General features: G+C 70.2%; 26 protein-coding genes and 3 pseudogenes. 19 read left to right on the top strand and 10 right to left on the bottom strand.

The window, feature by feature from the left end:
- Positions 1-3 precede the first annotated feature (3 nt).
- Positions 4-774 (bottom strand): lysophospholipid acyltransferase family protein, encoded by a 771-nt coding sequence (locus AC5Y4Z_RS14335; protein WP_499964966.1) that lies wholly within the window; start codon positions 772-774, stop codon positions 4-6.
- A gap of 123 nt (positions 775-897) precedes the next feature.
- Between AC5Y4Z_RS14335 and AC5Y4Z_RS14340 the strand changes: the two genes are divergently transcribed.
- Positions 898-2445 (top strand): Rieske 2Fe-2S domain-containing protein, encoded by a 1548-nt coding sequence (locus tag AC5Y4Z_RS14340; RefSeq protein WP_499964968.1) that lies wholly within the window; start codon positions 898-900, stop codon positions 2443-2445.
- Positions 2442-2768 (top strand): hypothetical protein, encoded by a 327-nt coding sequence (locus AC5Y4Z_RS14345; protein ID WP_499964970.1) that lies wholly within the window; start codon positions 2442-2444, stop codon positions 2766-2768. The genes AC5Y4Z_RS14340 and AC5Y4Z_RS14345 overlap by 4 nt, the downstream gene beginning before the upstream one ends.
- A 13-nt stretch (positions 2769-2781) precedes the next feature.
- On the opposite strand, the gene AC5Y4Z_RS14350 is transcribed toward AC5Y4Z_RS14345, so the two are convergent.
- Together AC5Y4Z_RS14350 and AC5Y4Z_RS14355 are read right to left on the bottom strand one after the other, a co-directional pair.
- Positions 2782-4359, bottom strand: a complete 1578-nt coding sequence (locus AC5Y4Z_RS14350; protein ID WP_499964972.1) for a phytoene desaturase family protein — start codon at positions 4357-4359, stop codon at positions 2782-2784.
- Between the two features lie 58 nt (positions 4360-4417).
- Positions 4418-5041, bottom strand: a complete 624-nt coding sequence (locus tag AC5Y4Z_RS14355) for a TetR/AcrR family transcriptional regulator (protein WP_499964975.1) — start codon at positions 5039-5041, stop codon at positions 4418-4420.
- Between the two features lie 86 nt (positions 5042-5127).
- Here AC5Y4Z_RS14355 and AC5Y4Z_RS14360 point away from each other — a divergent pair, with 86 nt between their 5' ends.
- Positions 5128-5610, top strand: a complete 483-nt coding sequence (locus AC5Y4Z_RS14360; protein ID WP_499964977.1) for a DUF2834 domain-containing protein — start codon at positions 5128-5130, stop codon at positions 5608-5610.
- 6 nt (positions 5611-5616) lie between these two features.
- Here the strand turns inward: AC5Y4Z_RS14360 and AC5Y4Z_RS14365 are convergent, their stop codons facing one another.
- The gene (locus AC5Y4Z_RS14365) at positions 5617-5889 is read right to left on the bottom strand and encodes a winged helix-turn-helix transcriptional regulator (RefSeq protein ID WP_499964979.1); all 273 of its coding nucleotides are present in this window, start codon (positions 5887-5889) and stop codon (positions 5617-5619) included.
- 91 nt (positions 5890-5980) lie between these two features.
- On the opposite strand from AC5Y4Z_RS14365, the gene AC5Y4Z_RS14370 reads away from it, so the two are divergent.
- The gene (locus AC5Y4Z_RS14370; RefSeq protein ID WP_499964981.1) at positions 5981-6556 is read left to right on the top strand and encodes a carboxymuconolactone decarboxylase family protein; all 576 of its coding nucleotides are present in this window, start codon (positions 5981-5983) and stop codon (positions 6554-6556) included.
- On the opposite strand, the pseudogene AC5Y4Z_RS14375 reads toward AC5Y4Z_RS14370, so the two are convergent.
- Positions 6553-6840 (bottom strand): annotated as a pseudogene (locus AC5Y4Z_RS14375) (class I SAM-dependent methyltransferase); the annotation flags it as partial. The gene AC5Y4Z_RS14370 and the pseudogene AC5Y4Z_RS14375 sit on opposite strands and share 4 nt — an antisense overlap.
- On the opposite strand from AC5Y4Z_RS14375, the pseudogene AC5Y4Z_RS14380 reads away from it, so the two are divergent.
- Positions 6836-7186 (top strand): annotated as a pseudogene (locus tag AC5Y4Z_RS14380) (helix-turn-helix transcriptional regulator); the annotation flags it as partial. The pseudogenes AC5Y4Z_RS14375 and AC5Y4Z_RS14380 sit on opposite strands and share 5 nt — an antisense overlap.
- On the opposite strand, the gene serS reads toward AC5Y4Z_RS14380, so the two are convergent.
- A complete protein-coding gene (serS, locus tag AC5Y4Z_RS14385; RefSeq protein WP_499965498.1) occupies positions 7128-8393 on the bottom strand; it encodes a serine--tRNA ligase in 1266 nt (421 codons plus the stop codon). The pseudogene AC5Y4Z_RS14380 and the gene serS sit on opposite strands and share 59 nt — an antisense overlap.
- Before the next feature lie 110 nt (positions 8394-8503).
- Here serS and AC5Y4Z_RS14390 point away from each other — a divergent pair, with 110 nt between their 5' ends.
- From AC5Y4Z_RS14390 to AC5Y4Z_RS14400, 3 genes and pseudogenes are all read left to right on the top strand, one after another.
- Entirely contained in the window at positions 8504-9895 is a 1392-nt protein-coding gene (locus AC5Y4Z_RS14390; protein WP_499964983.1) for a septum formation family protein, read from the top strand.
- A 4-nt stretch (positions 9896-9899) separates the two neighbouring features.
- Positions 9900-10319: pseudogene (locus AC5Y4Z_RS14395) on the top strand (metallopeptidase family protein).
- Positions 10316-10531: a hypothetical protein gene (locus AC5Y4Z_RS14400; protein ID WP_499964985.1), complete on the top strand. Its 216-nt coding sequence runs from the start codon at positions 10316-10318 to the stop codon at positions 10529-10531. Before AC5Y4Z_RS14395 ends, AC5Y4Z_RS14400 begins: the two are co-directional and overlap by 4 nt.
- Here AC5Y4Z_RS14400 and AC5Y4Z_RS14405 read toward each other — a convergent pair.
- Together AC5Y4Z_RS14405 and pheA are read right to left on the bottom strand one after the other, a co-directional pair.
- Positions 10508-11194 carry a histidine phosphatase family protein gene (locus tag AC5Y4Z_RS14405; RefSeq protein ID WP_499964987.1) on the bottom strand — a complete coding sequence of 229 codons (687 nt, stop codon included), beginning with the start codon at positions 11192-11194 and terminating at the stop codon, positions 10508-10510. The genes AC5Y4Z_RS14400 and AC5Y4Z_RS14405 overlap by 24 nt on opposite strands.
- Positions 11191-12129 (bottom strand): prephenate dehydratase, encoded by a 939-nt coding sequence (pheA, locus tag AC5Y4Z_RS14410; protein ID WP_499964989.1) that lies wholly within the window; start codon positions 12127-12129, stop codon positions 11191-11193. Before pheA ends, AC5Y4Z_RS14405 begins: the two co-directional genes overlap by 4 nt.
- 96 nt (positions 12130-12225) lie before the next feature.
- On the opposite strand from pheA, the gene AC5Y4Z_RS14415 reads away from it, so the two are divergent.
- A complete protein-coding gene (locus AC5Y4Z_RS14415) occupies positions 12226-13026 on the top strand; it encodes a DUF2470 domain-containing protein (RefSeq protein ID WP_499964991.1) in 801 nt (266 codons plus the stop codon).
- Positions 13027-13065: 39 nt separating this feature from the next.
- Positions 13066-14211: an LCP family protein gene (locus AC5Y4Z_RS14420; RefSeq protein ID WP_499964993.1), complete on the top strand. Its 1146-nt coding sequence runs from the start codon at positions 13066-13068 to the stop codon at positions 14209-14211.
- On the opposite strand, the gene AC5Y4Z_RS14425 is transcribed toward AC5Y4Z_RS14420, so the two are convergent.
- Positions 14212-15030: a glycerophosphodiester phosphodiesterase gene (locus tag AC5Y4Z_RS14425; protein WP_499964994.1), complete on the bottom strand. Its 819-nt coding sequence runs from the start codon at positions 15028-15030 to the stop codon at positions 14212-14214.
- A 4-nt stretch (positions 15031-15034) separates the two neighbouring features.
- On the bottom strand, positions 15035-16072 hold the full coding sequence (locus AC5Y4Z_RS14430; RefSeq protein ID WP_499964996.1) for a DUF4328 domain-containing protein: 1038 nt from the start codon (positions 16070-16072) through the stop codon (positions 15035-15037).
- A gap of 381 nt (positions 16073-16453) precedes the next feature.
- Between AC5Y4Z_RS14430 and AC5Y4Z_RS14435 the strand changes: the two genes are divergently transcribed.
- The 9 genes from AC5Y4Z_RS14435 to AC5Y4Z_RS14475 all read left to right on the top strand — a co-directional run bounded on the left by AC5Y4Z_RS14435 (position 16454) and on the right by AC5Y4Z_RS14475 (position 22359).
- Positions 16454-16609 carry a hypothetical protein gene (locus AC5Y4Z_RS14435; RefSeq protein ID WP_499964999.1) on the top strand — a complete coding sequence of 52 codons (156 nt, stop codon included), beginning with the start codon at positions 16454-16456 and terminating at the stop codon, positions 16607-16609.
- Positions 16610-16774: 165 nt separating this feature from the next.
- Positions 16775-17398 carry a superoxide dismutase gene (locus AC5Y4Z_RS14440; RefSeq protein ID WP_499965001.1) on the top strand — a complete coding sequence of 208 codons (624 nt, stop codon included), beginning with the start codon at positions 16775-16777 and terminating at the stop codon, positions 17396-17398.
- 167 nt (positions 17399-17565) lie between these two features.
- A complete protein-coding gene (locus AC5Y4Z_RS14445) occupies positions 17566-18099 on the top strand; it encodes a peptidase (RefSeq protein WP_499965003.1) in 534 nt (177 codons plus the stop codon).
- Between the two features lie 253 nt (positions 18100-18352).
- Positions 18353-19048: a TMEM165/GDT1 family protein gene (locus AC5Y4Z_RS14450; RefSeq protein WP_499965005.1), complete on the top strand. Its 696-nt coding sequence runs from the start codon at positions 18353-18355 to the stop codon at positions 19046-19048.
- Positions 19049-19500: 452 nt separating this feature from the next.
- Positions 19501-19899 (top strand): transcriptional regulator, encoded by a 399-nt coding sequence (locus tag AC5Y4Z_RS14455; protein WP_499965007.1) that lies wholly within the window; start codon positions 19501-19503, stop codon positions 19897-19899.
- A gap of 111 nt (positions 19900-20010) precedes the next feature.
- Positions 20011-20667: a DUF6474 family protein gene (locus tag AC5Y4Z_RS14460; protein WP_499965009.1), complete on the top strand. Its 657-nt coding sequence runs from the start codon at positions 20011-20013 to the stop codon at positions 20665-20667.
- A gap of 8 nt (positions 20668-20675) precedes the next feature.
- Positions 20676-21314, top strand: a complete 639-nt coding sequence (locus AC5Y4Z_RS14465; RefSeq protein WP_499965011.1) for a YcnI family copper-binding membrane protein — start codon at positions 20676-20678, stop codon at positions 21312-21314.
- A gap of 47 nt (positions 21315-21361) precedes the next feature.
- Positions 21362-21838 (top strand): copper resistance CopC family protein, encoded by a 477-nt coding sequence (locus AC5Y4Z_RS14470; protein ID WP_499965499.1) that lies wholly within the window; start codon positions 21362-21364, stop codon positions 21836-21838.
- A 65-nt stretch (positions 21839-21903) separates the two neighbouring features.
- A complete protein-coding gene (locus AC5Y4Z_RS14475; protein WP_499965012.1) occupies positions 21904-22359 on the top strand; it encodes an Rv3852 family protein in 456 nt (151 codons plus the stop codon).

Raw genomic sequence — 22359 nt, forward strand, 5'->3', positions numbered from 1 at the left:
CGGCTACTGCTCCGGCGCCCCGGCGGCGTGGGTGCGGCGAGCCGCCCGGGCGGCGGCCTCCTCGGCCTCCAGGCGCGCCGCCTCGGCTAACGATGGCGCGCCGCCGCCGAGCCGGTGGGGCACCCAGAACTCCCCGGCCGGGTGGGGTCCGTACCGCTGCTGGGCCCGTTCCAGCAAATGCTGCATCCGCGAATGCAGCAGCGCCTTCAACTCCTCGATGGCCAGCGTCGGCTGGATGGGTTCGCCCACCAGCACCACCACCGGCACCTTGGGGCGCAGCAGCTTTTTGGGGTGGTCCTTGGTCCAGATCCGCTGGGCGCCCCAGACGATGTGCGGCACGATCGGCACCCCCGCGTCGACCGCCATCCGCGCCGCCCCCGACTTGAACTCCTTGATCTCGAAGCTGCGGCTGATCGTGGCCTCCGGGTAGACCCCGACCAGCTCGCCGTCCTTGAGGTTTCGGACGGCGGCCTCGTAGGACGCGGCGCCGTCCCCCCGATCCACGGGGATATGCCGCAGGCTGCGCATGATCGGCCCGGTGATCTTGTGGTCGAAGACCTCCCGCTTGGCCATGAACCGCACCTTGCGCCCGAGGCCCTGCTTGTAGGCGGGCAAACCCGCGAAGGTGAAGTCCAGGTAGCCGGTGTGGTTGATGGCGATGACCGCGCCGCCGCTCTCGGGCAGGTTCTCTTCGCCCTCGACCGCGATCTTGAGACCCTGGATGCGCCAAATCAACCGGGCAAGCTGAATGACGGTCCCGTATGCCGGTTCCACAGCGCTTAGCCTAGTGCCACCGCCTGGGAGCCGCCTGAACCGGAAAAGGCGGCCCAAGGCGCCCGCGCGCTAAGCTCGGGGGCTGACACCCCCGTCCACCGTGCGTCCCCCGGAAAGGTATTTGTGCAGGTCACGAGCGTCGGCCACGCCGGGTTCCTGGTTCAGACCCACGCGGGCAACATCCTTTGTGACCCCTGGGTCAATCCCGCCTACTTCGCGTCCTGGTTCCCATTCCCGGACAACAGCAAGCTGGACTGGGACCAACTGGGCGACTGCGACTACCTCTACATCTCCCACCTGCACCGCGACCACTTCGACGCGAAGAACCTGCGCGAGCACGTCAACAAGGACGCGGTGGTGCTGCTGCCCGACTTCCCGGTGCCCGACCTGCGAAACGCGTTGCAAACGCTGGGATTTCATCGGTTCTTCGAGACCACCGACGCGACCAGGCACCGGGTCGACGGCCCCAAGGGCGCCCTCGACGTCATGATCATCGCGCTGCGCGCCCCGGCCGACGGCCCGATCGGCGACTCGGCGCTGGTGGTTTCCGACGGCACCACAACGGTTTTCAACATGAACGACGCCCGGCCGGTGGACCTGGACGTGCTCGACGCGTTCGGCCACGTCGACGTGCACCTGCTGCAGTACTCCGGGGCGATATGGTACCCGATGGTCTACGACATGCCCGCGCGCGCCAAGGAATCCTTCGGCACCCAGAAACGCCAGCGCCAGATGGACCGCGCCCGCCAATACATCGCCCAGGTCGGCGCCACCTGGGTGGTGCCGTCGGCCGGGCCGCCGTGCTTTTTGGACGACGAGTTGCGCCACCTCAACGACGACCACGGCGACCCGGCCAACATCTTCCCCGACCAGGCGGTCTTCCTGGAGCAGATGCGCGCGCACGGGCACGACGGTGGCCTGCTGATGATGCCCGGGTCGACGGCGGACTTCACCGGCTCGGCGCTGAATGCGCTGCGCCATCCGTTGCCGGCCGACGAGGTGGAGGCGATCTTCACCACCGGCAAAGCGGCCTACATCGCCGACTACGCCGACCGGATGGCCCCGGTGCTGGCCGCGGAGCGCGCGAGCTGGGCCCCCGCCACCGGCGAGCCGTTGCTCGACCAACTGCGCGCGCTGTTCGAGCCGATCATGTCGCAAAGCGACGAGATCTGCGACGGCATCGGCTATCCCGTCGAGCTCGTCATCGGGCCCGAGACCGTGATCCTGGACTTCCCGAAAAGGAGCGTGCGCGAACGGATTCCCGACGAGAAGGTGCGCTACGGATTCGCCATCGCCCCGGAGCTGGTGCGCACCGTGTTGCGCGACAAGGAGCCCGACTGGGTCAACACCATCTTCTTGTCGACCCGCTTCCGGGCGTGGCGCGTGGGCGGCTACAACGAGTACCTGTACACGTTTTTCAAGTGCCTGACCGACGAACGGATCGCGTATGCCGACGGCTGGTTCGCCGAGACCCACGACGACTCCGCGTCGATCACCCTGGACGGCTGGGAGATTCAGCGCCGTTGCCCCCATCTCAAGGCCGACCTGTCCAAATTCGGCGTGGTGGAGGGCAACACGTTGACCTGCAACCTGCACGGCTGGCAGTGGGGGTTGGACGACGGCCACTGCCTGACCGCGCGTGGCCACCAACTGCGGAGCTCGAAACAATGAACGCCAGCTACGACGACGGCCTGGTCCAGCTGGACCGGGCGGCGATCACGTTGCGCCGCTACCACTTTCCGTCCGGCACGTCGAAGGTCATCGCGCTGGACAGGATCCGCGGCTACCGGGCCGAGCCGCTGGGCAAGTTCGTGCAGAGGTTCCGCATCTGGGGCAGCTCCGATTTTCGCCGCTGGCTGCCCCTGGACGTGCAGCGGCCGTTGCGGTCGACGTTGATCACCCTGGACGTGCCCGGGACCTGGCCGAGCCCCGCGTGCACGCCGGCGCGCCCCGACGAGTTCACCGCGCTGCTCGACGAACTGCTGGGTCGCTGACGGGCGGCCGGCGTCAGCCGCGGTCGGCCAGCGCCTGCTGGGCCGCGTTGTAGCCGGGGATGAAGGTGATCCCCGGCCCGCCGTGGCAGCCGGCACTGCCCAGGTACAGCCCCTCGATCGGAATCGGTTGCCCGAGGAAGCCTTTCGGGCCGGGCCGGTTGGGCCCGATCTGGTTCGCGTTCAGCAGCCCGTGGCAGTAGTCGCCGCCGGGGGCGCCGAACATCACGCCCATGTGCCGGGGCGTGAACGTGGTGTGCCGGGTGATGCTGCCCTCGAAGTTCGGCGCGAGCCGGGTGATCTTGTCGATCACCCGCTGGCCCATTTCGACCTTCGCCTGGCCATAGCTTGCGGAGTCGCCCGATTCGTCGCCACCCTCGATCGGGAACCACAGCGCGAACGCCGACGCGGCGTGCTTGCCCGCGGGCGCCAGGTCCGGGTCGTTCTGCGACGGGATCTGCAACACCAGCGTCGGGTCGGCCGGAACGATCCCGCGCCGGCAGTCCTCCCACTGCTGCTGGACTTCCTCCGGCGTGCAGAAGATGCCGATGGACGCCTGCATGGCGGGGTCGTTGAGCGCCTCGTAGGGCGCGGCGAACCGGGGCGCCTCGTCCAGGGCGAAGTGCATCTGCAGGTAGCTGCCGCGGTGGTCGATGCGCGCGTAGCGGTCGCGGATGTCGGCGGGCAGCGCCGCGGGATCGATCATCTCGTTGAGGGTGGCGTCGGGGGCGATGCCGGAGACGACGATCGGCGCGCTGAACGTTTCCCCCGCCTCGGTGCGCGCCCCGGTCACCCGCCCGTCGGACACCAGGATCTCGGTCACCTTGCTGCGCAGCCGCACCTCGCCGCCGTGGCTTTGCACCAGCTCGCCCAGGTGGGCGGTGAGCGCGCCGATGCCACCGCGCAGCTTCTTCATCTGCATGGTGTCGCCGTCCGGCACGCCCAGCCCGAACGCGAGCGCCGCCGCGCTGCCCGGGGTGGCCGGCCCGCGGTAGAGGGTGTTGACGGCCAGCACGGTCATCGAGCCGCGCAGCGCGCCGTGCTTCTCGCGGTCCGGAAGGTAGCGGTCCAACACGTCGGTGACGGAGCCGAACAACATGTCATCGATGGCCGAGCGCTCGAATTCGTTGGTGGCACAGGCATACATCTCGTCCAACGTCTTGGGCGGCGTGCCTGCCTCGAACCGTCCCAGCGCGCGCGTGGGCGCCTGGCTCCACGCCATCAGCCCCGCCATCCCGTTGACGGCGTCGGCCCCGTGCACCTCGTTGAGGTGGGTGAACAACTTGACCGGGTCGCTGTACTGGACCAGCGGTTCGTCGCCGACGCCGCGCAGCGCGACCGACATCACCTCCAGGTCGATCGTGGGCAGGGTGTCCAGCCCCAGCGCCTCGACGACCACGGCCGACGTGGGGAACTGCACCGAGCCCGCGATCTCGAACTGGTACCCGTCGAAAAGCTCGACCGTGGAGGCCATCCCGCCCGCGTAGAGCTTGGCGTCCAGGCACACGGTGCGCAGCCCGGCCTTCTGTAGCAGCACCGCCGCGGCCAGCCCGTTGTGCCCGGCGCCGATGACTATCGCGTCATAGTGAGACATCTGACCTCCCGCACTGCAGGCTGGCATGCGCCGAAAGTTTTGTCAATTATGACGAAAGTCAGCGGGTGGCCCAGGTGGACCAACTGTCGGTGACGCCGCCGCGCAGCGATTCGAGCGCCAGGTGCGACATGCGCGCCAGCTCGCCGAGTGAACGGTCGTCGCCGACCATCCAGGCCTCCATCGCCCCGAACACCGCGGCGGCGATGCAGCGGGCGGTCACCGTGCTGCGCAGCCGGCCATCGGGCGGGAGCTCCTTGGCGCAGCTACGTTTTTGCAGCTGGTCGTCGATGGCGTCGGCCAGGTCGGCCTGGACGTCCCGGATGTGGCGGACGATGCGGCCCTGGTCGAGGTCGCCGCCCCGCAGCGCCGCGATTTTCGTCACGGCCTCAACGTCATAGGGGAACGCGAAGACGGCCGCCTGCACGGAGTCGATCACCGGTTCGTCGGCGGGTCTGGCGTCCAGCGCGGCGCGAAACCAATTCAGCCCGGTGTAGTCGGCAAACAGCAAATCGTGCTTGGAGGCGAAGTGGCGGTAGAAGGTCCGCAGCGACACCCCGGCGTCCGCGGCGATCTGCTCGGCTGACGTGTCCTCGACACCCTGGGCCAGGAAGCGCACCACGGCGGCCTGGCGCAGCGCCTCCCGGGTGCGTTCGCTGCGCGCCGTCTGCGCGGGCCGGACCATTTCAGTAAGGTACCAAGCAATGATTTTGGCTTCCGCTCGTTTTGACATTGTTGACAAAACTTGCCGGCCGGGGTGAGACTGCGGCCATGGTCTCGCTTCTCGTGCACGCGGTTCTCGGGCTCTCCGTCATCGGCTGGATCGTCGCCTCCAACCCCGCCGTCTTCTCGCGGCCGGCCGGCGGCCCATTGTTCTCGCCGCTGGAAGTCGTGTACTACGTCGTCGGCATCGCGTCGGTGGTGCTGGGGTGGTGGTTCAACGTGCACTTCGTGCAGCAGTATGCGCAGGGCTCGACGAACCCGATCTGGGGCCCGGGCAGCTGGGCCGACTACATCCGGCTGATGTTCACCAATCCGGCGGCCAGCTCGGCCAGCCAGGACTACACGATCGCGAATGTGATTCTGCTGCCGCTGTTTACCATCGTCGACGGCTATCGCCGGGGGTTGCGGCGCCCGTGGCTGTACTTCGTGTCCAGCCTGTTCACCAGCTTCGCGTTCGCGTTCGCGTTCTACTTCGCGACCCTGGAGCGCCAGCGGCGGCACGCCCAATCCCGCGAAACGGTGGACGCCTAGGAGCGCTCAGCGCATCGTCTCCGCCCAGCGGCTGGCCCACTGCTCCAACGGGATCAACGCCTTTCCCAGCGACCGGCCCAGCTCGCTGAGCTCGTAGCACTGGTCGTCGCGCTGGACGATGAGCCCCGCGCCCGTCAGCTCGCCGAGGCGGTCGTAGAGAACGCTGGGCGACATGGCATCGCAGCGTTCGCGCAACGACCGCGCACCCAGCGGACCGTCGCGAAGCTCCCACAGCACCCGCAGCGACCAGCGCCGGCCCAGCAGATCGAGGGCGGCCATGATCGGCCGCCCCGTCGCCGACCCGCGCGCCGGCCGGCCGGGACCAATCTCCGATTGACGTTTCGATTTCCGTAACGTAGCTTTCTCTTCCATGGTTACGGAAATCGTAACGCCTCGGATCGGGGCGCTGCACCCACCCCACGAACCGGCCGTGGCCGCCCAGCTGCAGCGGATGATGCCGCCGGGGGTCCCACCGATCGCGCTGTTTCGCACCATGGTCAAAAACCTGCCGATGACCGAGGCGATGACGGGCTGGGGCGGCTACGAGCTGAGCCGCTCGCTGTCGCTGTCGCTGCGTGATCGCGAGGTCGTCATCGACCGAACCTGCGCGCGGTGCGGCTGCGAGTACGAATGGGGCGTGCACGTCGCCTTTTTCGCGGCGAAGGCGCGCCTGGATCCCGACCAGATCGGTTCGCTGACGCGCGGCGGCGCCGACGATGCGTGCTGGACCAACGAACGAGATCGCCTGTTGATTCGCGCCGTCGACGCGCTGTGCGATCACCGAGACATCGACGACGCGCTGTGGCGGGCGCTGCGCGGGGAGTTCGACGAGCGCGAGATTCTCGACCTCACCATGCTGTGCGGCTGGTACCACGCCATCAGCTTCACCGCGCGCGTGGCCCGCGTGCCGTTGGAGGCGGGCAGTCCGACCTTCGCCAGGGCCTAGGCGGCAACCGGTTTGGTGGCGCGCCAGCGCTGCCGGCCCCCCGACACGTCGACGTGGACGTCGGCGAATCCCGCGCTCTCCAGGCGCCGGGACAGGTCGTCGGGCGCGACGGGGTTGTAGGTGTCGGCGATGTGTATGAGCCGGAAGGACAGCGACGGCACGCCGTCGCTGCCGGCGAAAAACCCGCCGGGCCGCAGCACCCGGAAGGCCTCGCCGAACAGCCGGTTCTGCGTCCGCGCGTCGGGGACGTGGTGCAGCATCGTGAAGCACACGACGGAGCTGAAGGAAGCGTGCGCGTTGATCGCCGAGGACCTGCGCGCGCCGTTGACCCTGCGGCAGTTGGGAGCCCGGATCGGCGTCGCCGAACGCACTCTGAGCCGGCTGTTCCGCGAGGAGCTGGCGATGACGTTCCCGCAATGGCGCACCCAGTTGCGGCTGCAGCACGCGCTGGTGCTGATCGCCGAGCACCACGACGTCACTTCCGTTGCGTCCCAATGCGGTTGGGCCACGCCCAGCGCCTTCATCGACACCTACCGGCGCGCGTTCGGGCACACCCCCGGCCGGGCCGCACTCAACTCGGCTCGAGCACCTCGGCCCCGACGAACGGAACCAGCGCGTCGGGCACCCTGACGCTGCCGTCGGGCCGCTGATGGTTCTCCAAAATCGCGACCAGCCAGCGGGTGGTGCCCAGCGTGCCGTTGAGCGTGGCGGCGATCTGCGGCTTGCCTTTGAAATCTGGGTCGTCGCGGTAGCGCGTGGCCAGTCGGCGTGCCTGAAAGGTGGTGCAGTTCGACGTCGACGTCAGTTCGCGGTAGGCCCCTTGCGTGGGAACCCATGCCTCGCAGTCGAATTTGCGCGCGGCCGACGAGCCGAGATCGCCCGCGGCCACGTCGATCACCCGGTAGGGCACCTCGATTCGGGCCAGCATCTCGCGCTGCCAGCCCAGCAGCCGCTGGTGTTCGGCTTCGGCCTCGTCGGGCTTGCAATAGACGAACCCCTCGACCTTGTCGAACTGGTGCACGCGGATGATGCCGCGGGTGTCCTTGCCGTGACTGCCGGCCTCGCGCCGGAAGCACGATGACCAGCCCGCGTAGCGCAGCGGGCCGCCGGACAGGTCCAGGATCTCGTTGGCGTGATACCCGGCCAGCGGCACCTCGGAGGTGCCCACCAGGTAGAGGTCGTCGGCCTCGAGCCGGTACACCTCCTCGGCGTGGGCGCCCAGAAAACCGGTGCCGGCCATCACGTCCGGGCGCACCAGCACCGGCGGGATCATCGGGATGAAGCCGTTGTCGACGGCCAGACGCAGGGCCAGTTGCAGCAGGCCCAGCTGCAACAGCGCACCCCGGCCGGTCAGAAAGTAGAACCGCGACCCGGCGACCTTGGCGCCGCGAGCCATGTCGATCAGCCCCAGCGACTCGCCGAGTTCCAGGTGGTCCCTGGGGTTTTCGAGCGCGGCGGGTTCGCCGACCACGTCGAGGACCCGGTAGTCGTCCTCCCCGCCCGCGGGCACGCCGTCGACGATGACGTTCGAAATCGCCAGGTGCGCCGCGGTGAACGCCGCCTCGGCGTCGGCCTGGGCGGCTTCGGCGGCCTTCACCCGCTCGGCGAGGTCCTTGGCGCGCTGCAGCAGGGCCGGGCGCTCCTCGGCCGTCGCGGCGCCCACGCTCTTGCTGGCGGCCTTCTGCTCGGCGCGCAGGTCGTCGGCGGCCGAAATCGCCGAGCGCCGGTCGGCGTCGGCGGTCAGCAGGGCGTCCACCAGCGCGGGGTCTTCGCCGCGGCTGGCTTGCGAACGGCGCACGGCGTCGGGGTCTTCCCGGAGCAGCTTCAGGTCGATCACGGCCACGACACTACTTTTGCGGCCCCGCCCGAACGCCAGAGCACCCCGCCGGCCGTCCCACTGGTCGACTTGCGCAACTTCCGTCACGCCGCTTCATCGGCCCTGTCAGAATGGAACGGATGTCGCAAGCGCCCGAGCAGGAAGCGAAGGAAGCCCCGGAGGTGGACACCCCCGGCGGTCCCGCTGACGTCCCCGCCGAGCGGTCGTCGGCCGGCTTCCGCTGGCCGCGCGGGTTGCAGGCGACCGCGACCAGGCGGGGGCTGTTGCTCACCGCGCTCGGCGGCCTGTTGATCGCCGGGGTGGCCACCGCGATCCCGGTCGGCACCGGGCCGGGGCGGCTGGCCGGCTACATCGACCCGGTGCCCAGCACCGGGACCAAGAGCGACGCCGCCTTCAACCGCGCCAAGGCCGGCGATTGCCTGATGTGGCCCGACGTCACGCCGGAGTCCGCCAGCATCGTCAACTGCGCCGACGACCACAAGTTCGAGGTGGCCGAGTCCGTCGACATGCGGACCTTCCCGGGCTCGGAGTACGGGCCGAACGCCGCTCCCCCGTCGCCGGGGCGGATCCAGCAGATGACGCAGGAGCAGTGCGAGCCCGCGGTCCACAACTACCTGGGACCCAAGTTCGATCCCAACAGCAAGTTCATGGTCAGCCTGCTGTGGGCCGGTGATCGGGCCTGGCGGCAGTCCGGCGACCGTCGCATGCTGTGCGGCCTGCAGCTGCCGGGGGCCAACAACCAGCAGCAGATCTTCAAGGGCAAGGTCTCCGACGTCGACCAGTCCAAGGTCTGGCCGGCCGGCACCTGCCTGGGCATCGACTCGGCGACCAACCAGCCGATCGACGTCCCGGTCGACTGCGCGGCGCCGCACGCGATGGAGGTCACCGGCCGGGTGAACCTGGCCGAAAAGTTTCCGGGCGCCCTGCCCGCCGAGCCCGACCAGGACGGGTTCATCAAGGATTCGTGCACGAAGATGACCGACGCTTATCTGGCGCCCACCAAGTTGCGCACCACCACGCTGACCCTGATCTACCCGACCGTGTCGCTGCAGAGTTGGGTGGCGGGCAGCCGCTCGGTCGCGTGCAGCATCGGCGCGACGCTGGGCAACGGGGGCTGGGCCACGCTGGTGAACAGCGCCAAGGGGCAGCTGCTGATCAACGGGCAGCCCCCGGTCGCCCCGCCCGACATCCCCGAGGAGCGGCTGACGATGCCGCCGATACCCGTGCAGGCGCCGAGCCAGCCCACCAGTACCGCGCCGGACGCCATCCCGCCGAACAATCAGCACCTGCCGCAACAGCAGCCGGTGGTGACGCCGCCGCGCGCGCCGTCCAGCCAGGCGCCGCAGGACGTCCCGCCCCCGGCCGACGCCGGTGCGCCGCCGCCACCCGCGGCGCCCCCGGCACCCGAGGCGCCGCCACCGCCGCCGCCCCCTCCCCCGCCCGAGCCGCCGCCCGCCCCGCCGGCTCCGCCGGCCGAACCCGCGCCCGCGCCGGGGGGCTAGCCGCGTGCCCGTGCGGATGGATCCGCAGCGGTTCGACGAGCTGGTCTCCGATGCGCTCGACCTGATCCCGCCCCAGTTGGCGGCCGCGATGGACAACGTCGTCGTCCTCGTCGAGGACCGCCACCCCGAGGACGCCGAGCTGCTCGGGCTGTACGAGGGGGTGGCGCTGACCGAACGCGACTCCGACTACGCCGGCGCGCTGCCGGACGCCATCACGATTTATCGCGAGGCCCTGCTCGACGCCTGCGACTCCGACGACGACGTCGTCGAGGAGGTGGCGATCACGGTGATCCACGAGATCGCCCATCACTTCGGCATCGACGACGACCGGCTGGAAGAACTCGGCTGGTCCTAGAAACCCCCGCCGGCCGATGGGCGCGGCATCCCGAGATCGTCGGGGCCGGGTGCTATGAACGGCGTATGAGCGCTGAGTGCCGCGAGTGCCGGGCGGGCTTGGATCACTGCCACGGCACCATCATTCGCCATAGCGGGGGCGGGTTCTGGGGCCGGCCGGAATGCACCGAGCCGGACTGCGACAGCCCCGAGCTGTTGCCCCACGCGTTCGTGGTCGACTGCGACGCCGTCGGCTGCGAATGCGCGGACGATGCGGCGTCAGCCCATCGGATCGGTGCTTGAGCGGACCGCGTCGGCGACCGGGCTCGCGTCGGCCTGCGGATAGAACGGCGGGGTCGCGGCGCCCCAGCGTAGGCAACTCCACCGCCCGTCGGTGATCGGGGCCAACACCACCGATTCGGCGTTTTCCAGGTGGTTGTCCAGCGCGAAGTTGGCGTCCACCCCGGCCAGGACGGCCGAGGCCAGCCGGATGGCCGCGCCGTGGCTGACGACGACGATGTCGCCGTTCCAGTCGTCGTCGTCGAGGTAGCGCATCCGCAGTTCGGTCAGCGCCGGCACGACGCGGTCCAGGACGTCGTTGCCCGTCTCCCCGCCGGGTAGCGGCACGTCGAGCTCGCCGCGATGCCAGCGCTCGTAGATCGCGTTGAACTCGGCGACCGCCTCGTCGTCGTTGCGGTTCTCCAGCCTTCCGACCTGCACCTCGTGGATGCCGGCGACTTCCGCGGCGCCCAGGTGCACCTCGGCGCCGATCACCCCGGCCGTCTGCGACGCCCGGGTGGCCACCGAGTGAGCCAGCATCGCCGGCCGCTCCCAGCCGTGGGCGAACGCCCGGGCCTGGTCGCGGCCCAGCGGCGTCAGCTCCGCGCCCGGCGGCCGGGTGTCCAGCCGGCGCTCGACGTTGCCGTAGGACTGCCCGTGCCGCAACAGCACCAACCGACCGCTCATCGCTGCGGTCCCCCGTTGGGCTTGCCCTCGCGCAGCCGCTCCAGCCAGCGCAATGCCTCGTCGGCCGGCGGCGGCGCCACCCCCGCGGCCGACCCCGTCGGCCATGAACCCAGATACCTCACATCGGCACAACGACGGTGCAGCGCCTTGAGTGCCTCGGCCACGGCGTCGTCGTCGATGTGGCCGACGCAATCGACGAAGAACACGTAGGTCCCGAGTTCCGTTCTCGTCGGGCGGGATTCGATGCGGGTCATGTCGATGCCGCGGATCCCGAACTCGGCCAGCGCCGCCAGCAGCGCGCCCGGCACGTTGTCGATGAGCAGCACCACCGAGGTGCGGTCGGCCCCGGTGCGGGCCGGGGGCGGCCCGGGCAGCCCGATCAGGACGAAGCGGGTGCGCGCGTTGGGCTCGTCGACGACGCCGTCGGCCAGGGACTGAAGACCCCAGTGCGACGCCGCCAAGGGCGAGGTGACGGCGGCGTCCGCGTGGCCCTCGGCCACCTGCCGCGCCGCGTCGGCGTTGGAGTAGGCGGGCTTGAGTTCGACGCCGGGCAGATGGGCCGCCAGCCACTGGCGCACCTGCGCGGCCGCCACGGGAAACGCCGCCAGGGTGCGTACGTCGGCGGCGGCTTCGGAGCCGGGTTTGACGACGATGCTGAACGTCACGTCCAGCGTCGTCTCGGCGAACACCTGTAGGGGCGATCCGATCGCCAGGCTGTCCAGGGTGGGCATCACCGAACCGTCGATCGAGTTCTCGAGCGGCACGCACGCGTAGTCGGCGTCGCCGTCGCGGACCGCGTTGAGCGCGGCGGGGGTGCTTTCGATCGGCAGCTGGCGGACGGCGCCCGGCTCGGGAACCAGCCCGGCGGCCGTGATTTGCAGCAGCGCCGCCTCGGTGAACGTCCCCTCGGGACCGAGGTAGGCGATGCGGACCACGCCCCCAACCCTAATGGCGCTGCACGCCAAACAGGCCTTGCGGCGCCCTGGGTCGTAAGTTAACTTAGGCTTACCTAATTTCGTCGAGGAGGACGTGTGACGACGCTGAGCAGCACCGCGCCGACGACAGCCGAACGCATTCGCAGCGCCTGCGCGCGGGCCGCCGGCGCCCTGCTGGCCTTAGAAACCGGGCCGGCGCGCCAGGACCCGGTGGCCACGCCGGTGCATCATCTGCTGCCCGACGGGTCCTTCGCCGTCGCGCTGCCCGTCGACGTCGTGGGCGAGGCGAGCTGGCCGGTCTCCGGATCGCAGGCGGTGCTGGAGCTGACGGATTACGCGCCGCTTCCGCTGCGCGAACCCGTCCGCTCGCTGGTCTGGGTCCGCGGCCGCCTGCATCGGGTGCCGGCCGACATGGTCACCGACGTGCTGGACCTGATCGCCGCCGAGTGCCCGAACCCGGCGCTGCTTCAGGTCGAGACCCCGAGGTCGGCGCCATCCGACGGCGATCCCCGCTACACGCTGCTGCGGCTGGAGGTCGCGTCCGTGGTCGTCACCGACGCCAGCGGCGCGGAGCCCGTCGGCCTCGCGGACCTGCTCGCCGCCCGGCCCGACCCGTTCTGCGAGGTCGAGGCCGGCCTGCTCTGGCACCTGGACACCGTCCACAACGACGTGGTTGCCCGGCTGGTGTCGCGGCTGCCGGCGCCGCTGCGGCGCGGGCCGGTCCGCCCGCTCGGCCTGGACCGCTACGGCGTGCGGTTCCGCGTCGAGGGCGACGACGGCGACCAAGACGTCCGGCTGCCGTTTCATCGGCCAGTCGACGACATGACCGGGCTAAGCCAGGCCATCCGGGTGCTGATGGGTTGCCCGTTCATCAACGGGCTGCGCGCACGACGGTAGCTGCCCGGGCTGGGCGCGGCGTCCACGTACGTTATCCGGGTGAGCGACGAGCGACCCCCCGCGCGGCGGCGGCCCTCAGTACGCCGGCGCCCCGAGCCGTCGCCAATGTTGTCCCGGGCAGCCACCGAGCCGGCGACGACGCCGCTGCGCCGGGTGGCGCCGCCGGGCACCGGGCCATCCGTCCCCCCGCCGCGGCCCGTCGGCCCGCGGTCGCGACGGAAGCGCCGCTGGGTCCGGGCGTGCGCGCTCGCGGTGTTGATCACCGCGCTGCTCGCCGCCGCCGGCGCCCTGGGCGGGGCCGTGTGGTTCGACACCAAGCTGCGCCGCGAACAGGCACTCACCGACTATGCCGGCCGCCCGGCGGCCGGCCGCGGCACCAACTGGCTGATCGTCGGCTCGGACAGCCGCCTGGGCCTGACCCCCTCGCAGCAGCAGGACCTGGCGACCGGCGGCGACGTCGGCAACAGCCGCACCGACACGATCCTGCTGGTCCACGTGCCCGAGTTCGGGTCGGGCACCCCGGCGACGGTGGTGTCGATCCCCCGCGACTCCTATGTGCCGATCCCGGATCACGGCAAGGACAAGATCAACGCGGCGTTCGCGATGGGCGGGGCGCCCTTGCTGACGCACACGGTCGAGCAGGCCACCGGGCTGCGGCTCGACCATTACGTCGAGATCGGGTTCGCCGGGTTCGCCGGGCTCGTCGACGCGCTCGGCGGGGTCACCGCGTGCCCGGCCGCGCCGATCAACGATCCCCTGGCCGGGATCGACCTGCCGGCGGGCTGCCAGCAACTCGGCGGCCGCGACGCGCTCGGCTACGTCAGGACGCGCGACACGCCCCGCGCCGATCTCGACCGGATGGCCAACCAGCGCCAGTTCCTGTCGGCGCTGCTGCACCGCGCCGCCAACCCGGCGGTGTGGCTCAACCCGCTGCGCTGGTATTCGGTGTCCCGCGCGGCCGCCGACGCCATCACCGTCGACCGCGGTGACCACGTGTGGGACCTGGCCCGGCTCGGCTGGGCCCTGCACGCGTCCCCGACCGCGGTGACCGTGCCGATCGGCGAGTTCACCACCAGCGACGCCGGCGCGGTGGTGGTGTGGGATCACTCGGTCGCCGGCGAGCTGTTCGGCGCGCTGGCCGCCGACGCGCCGGTGCCCGCGGCCGCGCTGGAAGGGCAGCGCTGACTAGTTGTCGCCCGCCGGCCCGTTGTTCAACCAGGCCTTGGTGCGGCCCGGGTGATGGGTGGCGAGCCAGGCCACGCCGACGTCCCGGCAGAAGTCGATGTCTTCGTACTCGTCTACGTTCCAGCAGTACACCGCCCGGCCCTGCGCGACGGCGCGGTCCACCAGTTGCGGATAGTCCTTCAGCGTCGCCAACGAGGGTCCGACGGCGGTGGCGCCGACGGCGGTGGCCGCGCTGCTGGCCAGGTAGCGCGCCGTCTTGCCGAGCAGCACCGTCGGCAGCAGCGGTGCGGCCCGCCTGATCCGCCAGACCGCGGCCGCCGAGAACGACATCACCACGGCGCGGGACCGGTCGGCGGAAGCGGGCGCGGCCAACCCGAAGCGGTGCAGCAGCGCGAGCAGCTTGGACTCCACCAGCGAGCCGTAGCGGACCGGGTGCTTGGTCTCGACGAAGATCTTCACGGGCCGGTGCCAGTCCAAAACGAGCGAGACGAGGGCGTCCAGCGTCAGCAGGCTGGTGTCGCCGTGCGTGCCGTCGGCCCGCCAGCTCTCGTGCCACGCGCCGTATTCGAGCTCGCGCAGCTCGGCGAGGGTCATCGTGCTGACCAGACCGGCTCCCGTCGACGTCCGGTCCAGGCGGCGGTCGTGCACGCAGACCAGGTGGCCGTCGCGGGTCAGCCGCACGTCGCATTCCACCCCGTCGGCACCCTGTTTGAGCGCGAGATCGTAAGCGGCCAGCGTGTGTTCGGGCCGGGCAGCCGACGCTCCCCGGTGGGCGACGACATAGGGATGCCCGGCGAGCACGTCGTCGGCCCAGGGCATACCCCTATGCTGCCGGTTCCTGCCCCTCCAGCTCAACCGGAGGGCCGGATGCGCCACCCTCCGGTTCCACCACGACCCACCGGTGCGCGGGCCGTTCGACCGGCTTGCGTTCGAATCCCTCGAAGACCCGGCCGACGGTGGCCAGCGTGGCCGCCGCGAGCAGATAGGCGAAGACCATCAGCACGGTGTTGTCGGCGATGCCCTGGGCGTCCGTGGCGAAGCTGGTGACGATGGCGAAGATCGAGACCAGGTAGCTGATAATCCACGCGATCCACCACTCGACGATCGGCCTGCGCAGCTGCGGGTAGTGCTCCTCGACGGTCGCCAGCTCGATGACGTAGACCGGGGCCCACAGCAGGTTGGCCAGCGGCACCGCGCAGCCCGCCCACAAGGCCCGCACGGAACGCGGCTCCGGCAGGCCGTGGTGGGCAAAGGCGGCGGCCCGGCGCGCGATCAGCCAGCGGATCAACACCACGCCGGAGGTGATCACCGCCGCGAGCGCACCCACGCTGGCCAGGATCCCCAACCAGTCCGCGGCGATGGCCACGATCGAGTTCAGCAGGGTGTTCCGGTTGATCATCAACAGCACATAGCGCACCACATACACCACGGCGGTGACGCTGAGGACCAGCACGCTCAACAACAGCGCGGTACGAACGAGGGGCGCCGACGGCCCTGTGCGCGAAGGCTTTTCGGTAGGTGCCGGAGCCTGCTCGACGCGGTCGGCCAATCCCCAGCGCGGGATGACGGCGTAGCGCGGCGTGGGGCCCAGCGACCGTCGCCCGCGTCGCGCGGGAGGCGCCGCGCCGGGCCGTACGGCTATCCAGCGGAAGCCCGCCGGCAGCCGCGGCGCGGTGCGCTGCCACGCCGGGGCCGGGGGCGGTCCGGCTGGCGGCGGTCCGCTCTGGGCGCCCCACCGCGGGTCGGACGCCGACATCTCCGGCAGGGGCGCCATCAGCGCCCCGCGGCAGCGCGGACACCAGTCGCGGCGCCGCTCGCGCACGTTCCACCGCGTGCCGCACTGGGAGCACACCTGGATCACCGGACCAGCGTAACCGCGCCGCCGTAAGCCGCTGCCGCGTCCGGTCGGGCAACAAAACAATTTCCCAGGGCTATCCACAGTTTCCACAGGTTTATCCACAAACACCGCGGGGGTACATATCGCGTCAGCAAGCTCCGATCGGTCGCCCCGCGCCGCAACTGTGGATAACCACCGGGTGGTACGGCTGTGCCATAAACAGGCCCGTCCGGCACCCGAGCGAAATGTATTGGCTCGCTAAGCATCTGTCGGTGGTCGCCGCGTCGGGACGCCATGGGAGCGGCGCGTTTTTCAAGCCGGGTGCAAGGGGTTATGATCACCGTCACGAAAAATCGTTTGTGACTCACCTCACTAAACGGTGGGGGTGCAGGTGAAAGGCGCTTGATGGCCACGCAGTCGTTCGGTCCGGGTTCGCCGGCCGCGTCGAACTCGTATCCCGGCTCGCCCGCCTGTAACCACAGCTATAGCGTCGCCGCGTTGCGCGCCGCCCTCATCGCCCTGGCGTTGCTCGCGGTTCTCGCCGTCATCGTCTTGTATTGAAATCACCCCGGCCGGGTATCCCTGGCGCGTAGCGCTCATCCTTGCGGCGCGCGCGGTCATGGAGCAGGGTTGACTGGTGAAGCTCGGGGCCAGGCCGCCGCGTGGCGGAGCCCGTGCGAATGCGCGTCAAGACGATCACCAACGATCATCGAGGAAAGGAATGCCGTGGCTGAATACACCCTGCCCGACTTGGACTGGGATTACGCAGCGCTGGAACCGCACATCTCCGGTCAGATCAACGAGATCCACCACAGCAAGCACCACGCGACCTACGTCAAGGGCCTCAACGACGCCATCGCCAAACTCGAGGAGGCGCGGTCCAAGGACGACCACGCCGCGATCTTCCTGAACGAGAAGAACCTGGCGTTCCACCTCGGCGGCCACGTCAACCACTCGATCTGGTGGAAGAACCTGTCGCCGGACGGCGGCGACAAGCCGACCGGCGACCTCGCCGCGGCCATCGACGACGCGTTCGGGTCGTTCGACAAATTCCGCGCCCAGTTCAGCGCCGCCGCCAACGGCCTGCAGGGTTCGGGGTGGGCCGTGCTCGGTTACGACACCCTCGGCAACAGGCTGCTGACCTTCCAGCTGTACGACCAGCAGGCCAACGTCCCGCTCGGGATCATCCCCCTGTTGCAGGTCGACATGTGGGAGCACGCCTTCTACCTGCAGTACAAGAACGTCAAGGCGGATTACGTCAAGGCGTTCTGGAACGTCGTCAACTGGGCCGACGTGCAGAAGCGCTACGCGGCGGCGACGTCGAAAACCAACGGGCTGATTTTCGGCTGACACGGCTTTCGCGCAAGGGCGGGGCGTCACGCGGATCGCGTGGCGCCCTTGCCTTTTACCCGATCACCGGCCGTGTCGAGTTGCACCGCGCCTGAACCGCAGGCATGCTGAATTATTCGGGTTACCGGTGTGGTTAATCGAGCGGATCAGTCACACGGGAGGTCGCGATGGAGACCGGTTCGGACCGTCCTATCGGGGTTTCGCCCTTCCACGCCCGTGGCGCCCTGAAAGGGTTTGTGATCTCGGGCCGTTGGCCCGATTCGACCAAAGAATGGGCCCAACTGCTGATGGTGGCGGTCAGGGTCGCGTCGTTGCCCGGATTGCTCTCCACCACAACGGTTTTCGGGGCGCGTGAGGAACTGCCCGACGAACCCGAGCCGGGCACCGTGGGCCTGGTGTTGGCCGAGGGCACGGTGTTCGGTGAATCAGCCATCCGGCCAGGCTATTTCGCCGACCATCAACCACCGGCGCTGCTGATGCTGCATCCGCCGTCGGAAACCACGCCCTCGCTGCCGGAGTGCAACGGCGCGGCGTCCGGGTGCGTCTTGCTGCCGGGGCTGCCGTACCTCGGACTGGAGCACCGGGCGGCCTGGGTCGAGGCAGAGGCCGACGGAACCATCACGTCCATGGTGAGCCGGGTGGGCGTCGACCCGATCAGCCACCCCGACACCGCGATTCTGGCGATGCTGCTTGCGGCATAAGGCAATTCGAACCCCGGAATTCGGCCACCGAATCGGCAAATACGGGTTTCCGAACTTGCCCGTCTTTCTGGCGTCCGGCCGGTCCGGCCGTTAGCCTGGGGACCGTTAGCGAAGGGGAGTAGCCCCCAATCGTCGTGTCGACATACTGGCGCACAGCCCGGCCGGCGAACCGGTCCCACGGGGACCGGTGGGCGAGACCTTCGACCGATGTTCGGTGGATCGTCACCGACGACGTGTCGAAAGGTCGCCTCCCATGCTCGCCGCCACGCTGCTGACCCTCGGGGTCGTCTTCGTCGCCGAACTCGGCGACAGGTCCCAGCTCATCACCATGACGTACGCCCTGCGCTACCGCTGGTGGGTCGTGCTGGCCGGCGTGGCAATCGCCTCCTGCACGGTGCACGGGGTCACGGTCGCGATCGGCCACTTCCTCGGCGCCACCCTGCCGGCACGCCCGATCGCGTTCGCGTCGGCGCTCGCGTTCCTGATCTTCGCGGTATGGGCGTGGCGCGAGGGCGGCGCCGACGACCCCGGCGAATCGGCCGACCGCGAACCGCGCTTCGCGCTGCTGACCGTCGTGTCCTCGTTCAGCCTCGCCGAATTGAGCGACAAGACATCCCTGGCGACCATCACGCTGGCCAGCCACCACCACTGGGCCGGCGTCTGGCTGGGCTCGACCCTGGGCATGGTTTTGGCCGACGCGCTGGCGATCGGGGTGGGCACGCTGCTGCATCGGCGCCTTCCCCAAGGGTTCCTCCACGCCCTGGCCAGCCTGCTGTTCTTGATGTTCGGGCTGTGGATGCTGTTCGACAACGCGCTCGGGTGGCGTTCGGCGGCCCTTGCCGTGACCGTTTCGGTGGCGCTGACCGCCGCGGCGGTGGCCGCGGCGCAAACTCTGCGCCGGCACCGAAGAGAAGCTGCGCCCACGAGGAGGACGCCGGCCGTCACCTGACCCGCCCGCGGCGCCGCTTGCCTCCCGCCGCCGCTACCCGCGCTCGCCCCCGGGGGTATCTCCGGGGGCGATAAGGTGCACCCTTGCCCGGTTTTGCGGGGCACTTTCAGACCTGACAGCAAAGGATGTCAACAATCGGCCAGGGTTGCCGTCCGGTTGCGGTGCAACTGCCCAGCATCCTCGGGGGGATCCTGCGGCCCGCCGTGCGTCCATCGGCCCGCCACCTCGCCCGTCCCCCCCGATTCTGCGTATAACCTGTGAGTTTCACGTTTACGGTGGACACCTCAGCGAATTAGTTAGACCCTCGTCGAGTGGGGATTCGGCAACCGTCGGCAACGCCGGCGCCGAACCGCCCGAGGTTTGCACCTGGCTGCCGACTGAAACCGTCGCTACCATGGTCAGCAAATACACCTAGGTAACAATCACTCTCCAGCCCAGTGGAGGTCATATCGATGAGCACGACGTTCGCTGCCCGCCTCAACCGCTTGTTCGACACGGTGTATCCACCCGGACGCGGGCCGCACACCTCGGCGGAGGTGATCGCGGCGCTCAAGGCGGAGGGCATCACGATGTCGGCTCCCTATCTGTCCCAGCTACGTTCCGGCAACCGCACCAACCCGTCGTCGGCGACCATGGCCGCCCTCGCCAATTTCTTCCGCATCAAGCCGGCCTACTTCACCGACGACGAGTACTACGAGAAGCTCGACCAGGAGTTGGCGTGGCTGGCCTCGATGCGCGATGACGGTGTGCGCCGCATCGCGGCGGCCGCCGCGGGGTTGTCGCCGCAGGCGCAGCAGGACGTCGTGGAGCGCGTCAACGAATTGCGCCGCCTCGAGCGCCTGGACGCCTAGCGGAACATCCCGACCTGAACGGCTGTCGTCGGCGTATTCCGATTAGGGTTGGCTCTCGGATCGCGCGTTCGCGAGCGCGACGAATCACGAGATACCGGGAGGCGGCCGGGAATGAGCTTGTTCCGCAAGCGAAAGAGTCGCGCGACGCGACGCGCCGAGGCCCGCGCGATCCGGGCCCGCGCCAAGCTGGAGGCCAAGCTGGCCGCCAAGAACGACGCCCGCCGGCTCAAGGCCGACCGGCGCGGTGCGGAGCGGGCGCTGCGGGCGCAGATCAAATCGCAGCGCGACAGTGACCGGACGGCCCTGAAGGTCGCCGAGGCCGAGCTCAAGGCCGCCCGGGAAGGCAAGCTGCTGTCGCCGGCGCGGATCCGCCGGATGCTGACGGTGTCCCGGCTGCTGGCCCCCATCCTGATGCCGGTGATCTATCGGGCCGCGATGGCCGCCCGCGCGCTCATCGACCAGCGGCGCGCGGATCAGCTCGGCATCCCGCTGGCCCAGATCGGCCAGTTCTCCGGGCATGGCGCCCAACTGTCGGCCCGGCTCGCCGGCGCGGAGAAGTCGCTGCGGACGGTTCAGGAGCGCAAGCCCAAGGACCCCGAGACCCGGCAGTTCGTCACCGCCATCACCGAACGCCTCGCCGATCTGTCGGCGGCGATCACGGCCGCGGAGCACATGCCGCCCGCGCGCCGCCGGGCCGCGCACGCCGCGGTCTCGTCGCAGCTCGACGGCATCGAGGCGGACCTGATGGCCCGGCTCGGGCTGACCTGACCACCCCAGTGCGTGTCCTGATCCCGCTCGCCGCGGCCGCCGCGCTGTATCTCGGTTCGGCGGTGGGCGTCCCGTCGGCCTGGGCGCACGTCCACGCCAGCGCCGACAACCCCGTGCGCGGCGCCGTGGCGATCGTGACCTTCAAGGTCCCCAACGAATCCAGCACCGGCGCGGCCACCACCGGCTTGACGGTCGACCTCCCCAACGTCGGCTCCGCCAGCACCGAAACCATGCCCGGCTGGACGGCCAAGCTCGACCGCGACGCGGCGTCGGGCACGGTCCGCTCGGTGAGCTGGACGGCGGCGCCGAGTGGCGGCATCGGGCCCGACCAATTCGCGCTGTTCCGCTTGTCGGTGCAGCTGCCCGACGCCGACACCGTCAGCTTCCCGGCCACGCAGACCTACGCCGACGGGTCGGTCGTGAAGTGGGATCAGCCGCCGCTGCCCGGCGGCGGGGAGCCGGAACATCCGGCGCCCGCGCTGACGCTCACCGGATCCGCCGGGACGCCGCACGCGCACCATCCGGCGCCCGGTGCGCCCGCCGACCACGCCGCCGCGCCGGACAACAGCGCCCGCCTGCTGGGCGGGGCGGCCCTGGTGGTGGCCGCCCTGGCCGTCGCACTCGCGCTGCTCCGCCGGCGGACATGACGCGCCGGGCGGTCGCCGCGTGGGCGGGCCTGCTGCTGGCCGCCACAATGGCCGCCACAATGGCCGCCGCAATCCTGACCGCCCAGCCGGCCTCCGCGCACGCCGCGCGCGTCGCCGCCGACCCCGCAGACAACGCGGTCCTGGCGACCGGCCCCGACCGGGTGACCGCGACGTTCAACGAACGGCTGCAGACCACGTTCGCGGCCATGACGGTCGTCGGGCCCGACGGCAACGTGTGGTCGACCGGCGAGCCGACCGTGCAGGGCGCGGCCGTCTCCGTCGGCCTGCGACCGCTGGGGCCGGCGGGCACCTACACGGTGAACTACCGCGTGACCTCGGCCGACGGCCACGTCGTGTCGGGGTCCTGGTCGTTTCGGTTAAGCGTCCCCGGTGCGGGATCGCCGGGGCCGCCCGCCGCGGGCCCGGCGGGCGCCGGCCGGGCCATCCCCGTCTGGCCGTTTGTGGTGGTGGCCACCGCCCTGGTCGCGGCGGCCGGCCTCTGGGCGCTGCGGGGCCGGCGCTGAGCGCCCTGGCATGATGGGAACCGGCGCGCAAGAGAAACACCGAGACAGCTGTAAGGAGCGGCCGCATGACCGACCCGCAGGACCAACCCGACAGCGGACCCGACGGCGCGCCGATCCCGCCGGAGCAGCAACCTCCCGCTGAGGTCGTCAAGAAGGCCGCCAAGAAGGCGCCCGCGAAAAAGGCGCCCGCCAAAAAAGCTCCTGCGAAAAAGGCGCCCGCCAAAAAGGCGCCCGCCAAAAAAGCCCCGGCCAAAAAGGCTCCCGCCAAGAGCGCCGAGGCCCCGAAGCCGGCCGAGCAGCCACCCCTCGGCGTGCAGCACCGGATCGAGAGCAACGGCCAGCTCGCCGCGGCCGCCAAAGACGCTGCGGCACAAGCCAAGTCGACCGTGGACGACGCCCCCAACCCCGTCTCGCCGCACGCCGAGCCCGCCGCGCCGGGCCAGTCGCCGGTGCCGCTGATCGTCGCCGTGGCGCTGAGCCTGTTGGCGATCCTGTTGATCCGGCAGCTGCGGCGCCGCTGA

The organism is Mycobacterium sp. NGS63 (assembly GCF_059812295.1).